The sequence below is a fragment of the Ruminococcus sp. J1101004sp1_RTP21198st1_B9_RTP21198_201120 genome, from assembly GCF_040924245.1.
Classification (GTDB): Bacteria; Bacillota; Clostridia; order Lachnospirales; family Lachnospiraceae; genus Blautia_A; species Blautia_A faecis.
Genome location: NZ_JBCOMI010000064.1, coordinates 1 through 4,730, shown reverse-complemented (window position 1 = coordinate 4,730; position 4,730 = coordinate 1). Strand labels below are relative to the sequence as shown.

The 4,730-nt window shown below is 43.1% G+C and carries 5 protein-coding genes and 1 pseudogene; all 6 read right to left on the bottom strand.

Annotated features, from left to right (window positions below; translation table 11 throughout):
- Positions 1-202: 202 nt before the first annotated feature.
- Positions 203-292 (bottom strand): annotated as a pseudogene (locus AB5618_RS21135) (ZIP family metal transporter); the annotation flags it as partial.
- 334 nt (positions 293-626) lie between these two features.
- Positions 627-851, bottom strand: coding sequence for a hypothetical protein (locus tag AB5618_RS21130; protein ID WP_180006324.1), 225 nt, complete (start codon positions 849-851; stop codon positions 627-629).
- 136 nt (positions 852-987) lie between these two features.
- On the bottom strand, positions 988-2,319 hold the full coding sequence (locus AB5618_RS21125) for a threonine/serine exporter ThrE family protein (RefSeq protein ID WP_173770449.1): 1,332 nt from the start codon (positions 2,317-2,319) through the stop codon (positions 988-990).
- Between the two features lie 27 nt (positions 2,320-2,346).
- Complete coding sequence (locus AB5618_RS21120; RefSeq protein ID WP_148462555.1) at positions 2,347-3,153, bottom strand: DUF4866 domain-containing protein; 807 nt, start codon at positions 3,151-3,153, stop codon at positions 2,347-2,349.
- 166 nt (positions 3,154-3,319) lie between these two features.
- Positions 3,320-3,793, bottom strand: coding sequence for a DUF2284 domain-containing protein (locus tag AB5618_RS21115; protein WP_148462556.1), 474 nt, complete (start codon positions 3,791-3,793; stop codon positions 3,320-3,322).
- Positions 3,794-3,848: 55 nt separating this feature from the next.
- Positions 3,849-4,730 (bottom strand): LysR family transcriptional regulator (locus tag AB5618_RS21110; RefSeq protein ID WP_368367045.1); only part of this gene is annotated, 882 nt, incomplete at its 5' end.

Below are 4,730 nucleotides of genomic sequence, written 5' to 3'. Positions count from 1 at the left end.
TATTGTAACTGTCCAGTGAATTTATCATTGTAACAATCGTATTACTTTTATTATTTTTCAATTCAGTAAGTGCTTCATACAGCTGGTTTTCCCGGACAGTAAGCAAGACAAAATCATAAATATCATCGTTTGGTAGTTCTCCAAGGATCCAATCACACCAGCACCATAAATCAATATTCTCATAAGAATCATTCCTCTCCTCTTACCCCGGTGCCACATCCAGGATCATCATCAAACTAAATCCAAGTGCAAAGAAAAGCGTACCGATATTCGAGTGCTGTCCCTGAGACATTTATTAGCATTATGTATTCCTTTCTGTATAGTCAAAAGTACTTTCACGTCGTTCTGCTGTTAGATTCAACTAACTGTCATGTATAAAAGAAACCGTGCAAAAAGCAAACTGTAATTTCACACGGTTTTCCTTATGTTTAAGTATATCACTTACGAAATCATATAACAATATAATTCTTTTAACAATTTACAAAAAGCCGGAGGTCACAATAATCTTCATGACCTCCGACTCGTTATACTTATTCTACACTGTCCTTACACCCAAATCAGCTTCTCTCTCCGGCTTATCTTTTCCCTGCTTTTCCTGGATAATTCTCTTATTGATTTCTAAACGTTCATGAATCGACAGTTTCTTTTCCTGGCATTGCCTTTTTCTGTGTTACTGCCTTTCTTTCAGCTTTTCCTTCATCCTTAACTGCTGTATTTGCTTCAAGGCCAGCTCTTGGCACAGCTTCTCTGCTCTCATTTTTCTCTGCCACCTGCTGTTCTCGTCTCTCCTTCACACCTTTTTCTTCCAGACTGCAAAAACTCTGCAAATACGGCAGTACATGATTCTGCATATCATTCATATTTCCAATCGGTTCTCAGTCAATGCCTGTAAGGTCAAAATCACCGGTCAAAAGAAAATATCAGATATCCTTTTCACAATTTCACCAATCACATTTATTACGGTCTTTGTTACGAGCACGAATCAAGTCAGGTACAATACCGAAACGTCTTATCTGTTAAAATCCTTGCAAAGATTAGTCCAAGCGGAAGCGATGCAATGATCAGAAGCGCAGCTGCAAACCAGGATGCAGAAACGGATAAGGACATGATTCCAAGGTTATAAAATCCACGGTATAAATAAAGCCCCGGTACCATGACCACAATGGAAGGCACTGTCACGGAAATCCTTGGATAACCCACCTTATTTTTCAAAAGGGAGGCAAGAAGTCCGGCTGTAAGTGCCCCTATAAATGCAGCTACTGCCGGAGGTAAAGCTACGAGATCCACCAGTTCAAGACGGAGGGTATTTGCAATTGCACCAAGTACTGCCGTAGAACAGGCAATCCTGACTGGGCTGTTAAACATGATAGAAAAACCGAACACGCCGAAAAAGCTTGCAGCAAGCCGTGTGAGGATCCACATTGCAGCAGACATACGGATCTTTATGAAATCCACTGGCTGCAGGTGAAGGAGCATAGCCATGATCCAGGCAGACATGGTGGCTACCAGAACAATGATCAGTGCATAAGTGAGCCTTTCCATGCCAGAACGCATATCCAGCTTTGCCAGGTCAATTCCGCTGGTAATAAAGGGAAAACCAGGGATGATAAAAAGCATGGCACAGATATATCCTGCTTCATGCTGAATGGAAATCCCAAACAGGATTTCCCCTAATTTCAAAAGTCTTGCATATACAAAGCATGCCAGAGAAACCGAGGAAACAATTCCAAGAAACAGGGTAAAATGATGCTTTGTTAATTTACAGCGAAAGAAATTTCCAAGTCCTGCGCCAACAAAAGCACAGAACATTTCTACCAGTCCTCCGCCCAGAAGAAAGGTAAATCCACAGCATGCAATGGCGGCAGCCAGCCCCAGGGCTACCGGGGAATAAAGGCCATGAATTCTTTCAATCTCATCCAGATAGCTATGAAGCTCTTCCCCGGACATATTTTTCCCCTCTGTTTCAAAATCGCGGATAAAATGCTCCAGCCGGTTCAGCTTTGACGTATTCACCCCTGTATTGGTAAGACATAACGACTGGGTAAATCCGTTTTCCCCATCAAAACAGGTGTACTCAATGGACATCAGCCCGATATCTGTGGTGCAGGTAATCCCCATCGCTTCCGCCAGGGCATTCATAGAGCTTCGGACTCTCCATGCTCCAGTTCCACAGGATAAAAACATAATCCCTACACGTCCTATAATGGAAGCCTTTTCCGTGATGCTCGCATTTATAACGGGAGTATTTTTGCCATTTTCATCGGTGTATTCATGCCACTCCACGTCCATGTGATTTTTTCTGACCCTCTCCAACTGCATAAAGCCACTTCCTTCAAAAAAGTCTCATTATAATTTCAGGCTGTCATTTCCAGCCTGTTCCATCATCCGTTCCCTACAGGCAAGGACGATTCCATCAATTTCCTCCATGCGCTGAAGCATTTTCTTCTCAAACTCATGGATAGGAAGGAGAACGCCAAGCTCATCAAAGGGTTTATCGGGACTTTCTTTTTTTATACCGGTCTCCTGTCCATAGAATACGACGGCATGCGGTGCTGCCTGCTGGATTTCCTGGAAAGTCTTCCATACAACGGCATAAGTCTGGGCTTCTGTAAGACCCAGCTTACAGGTATCCGGGAGTGCATAAAGGATCAAGATTCCACGCTGGCGTTCTTCTTTTTCTTCTTTAATTTCCAGTCCGTCCGTGTAAGAATGTACAATGTCATATCCATCTGCAAGGTAAAGCCCGGACCTGGGTACACACTCATGCCTGTCAAATGTCTCTTTAAATTTTCCGTATTCATGAGCGGAAACCATCTTCCCTGCTTCTGGAAGAAGCTCTCCTTCCACATTAGTAAGAAGAACCGGGTTCTCTCCTGCTTTTCCATGGAATTTTCTTGGAATCAGGTAGGCTTCGCGGAGCAGATCAAACATACTTTTTCCACACAATTCCAGAAGAAGTGCACTTACATCCCCATTCTGGTAAGCGTGAAAGAGCACCTGCAAAAAGTGGTCCGGATTCTCATCCACCAGCATATGTTCATCATCCAGATATTGGTAAAACACTTTCCGAAGCCTTCCTGATGCCTCCGGGGAAGCCAGGATTCTGGAAAAAATATCTTCTACAGCTTGTTCTCTTGGTAAAACTGTTTTCATACTAAAACGCCTCTTTTTCTGTTTGGATCATAATGAGAGCTGTACCTGTCTCTTTTCGGGAGGGATTATAGCATTGTTATAGTCATACCGCAATAGGATGAGAGATTTCTTTTTCATATCATATTTTTATGTCTGCCATATCACAGACCGTTGTAAGTGTTTTCCATTACAAGTTTCCATGAAATAAAATTTGTGAAAAATACCGTATCTTATCATCGGTCCCCCAGCAGGTCATTCCCACCGCATCTGCCATTTCCTGGGCATCAACACAGTAGGCGGACAGGCAGGAATAGTGCCTGTAAGGACCAGCGGACATGATCAGCAGGTCGGTATTTCCAGATTCCATTATTTTAGAGGCCAACTGTTCGGTGAGTTTATTGTGCGCAAGCTTCGCCATTTTATAGTCCATATCCTTGCTTTGTATCGTCTGTAGAATAAGCGCTTTTTCATAGGATAATACCCTTTGTTTCATAGATTCTACCGTTCCGCATTCAGGTGGACATGCTGGATTCACGTTGTAACATCCACACTGATTTTCTTCACAAAACTTTCGGTATTCCGGTTTGAATACGAGTTTTTTTGTGTCCATGATTGCCGTATTTGAAAAACCAAGTTTTTTCGCTTCTTTTATGTAATCCATAAAGTACTTTCTCCAAGTTTTTTCTAATTACCAAAATTTTTTCCATACGCTGTTTTTATACATGCCCTAATAGAATGGTATTTTTTAATTCCCTTGCCGCAGCTCCCATAGGATGCTGGCTATCATACACCAGGCAGATCTGGCGCTCCGGAATTTCATCTTTTAATGGGATCTGTACGATCTCTTTTTTCAGAAGGGATGGTGCTGCCATCGGCTGGGGCAAAAAGGCAAGCCCAAGCTCGCATTTTACCAGAGGCAGAATTTGATCCGCAGTGGCAGCTTCCGTATCCGGGGAAAGATCCAGACCATGTGATAAAAATACACTGTTGTAGAATTTATAGGTCATAGTTTCTCGCCCAAGAGAAATCAGCGGATAGTTCTTTACTTCCCGAAGGGAAAGCTCCTGACTGCTAAGGGCGGTAAAAGTAGTGCCTCCAACCAGAATCTCCTGAAACGGCATGAGCATGATCTGTTTCAATGGGAAATCCACCTCTGCCGGAGTGGAAACTACTGCAAAATCAATCTTTCCGCTCTTAACTGATTCAATGGCTTCCGGTGTGGAATGGTTGTACAGCCTCAGCCGGATTCCAGGATAAGTTATGTGAAAACTTTTTAATTTATCCAGCAGAAAAATATTGAGGGCAGTTTCACTGGCACCGATGGCTACACTTCCGTGGGATAATCCGGAGCTGTCGGCCAGTTCCTCTTCTGCTGCCTGGAACTGCTCCATTGCACTTAGCACATGGATATAAAGCCGTTCTCCCTCAGGAGTGAGCTGTACGCCGCGGTTGGTACGGATAAATAAAGTGGTATTTAACTGCTGTTCCAGACAGTTCATGGCCCGGGTAATATTAGGCTGACTGTTGTTTAACGCCTGGGCCGCCTTGGTAAAGTTGTGGTATTTTGCCACATAATAAAAGATCTTATAATACTCGAA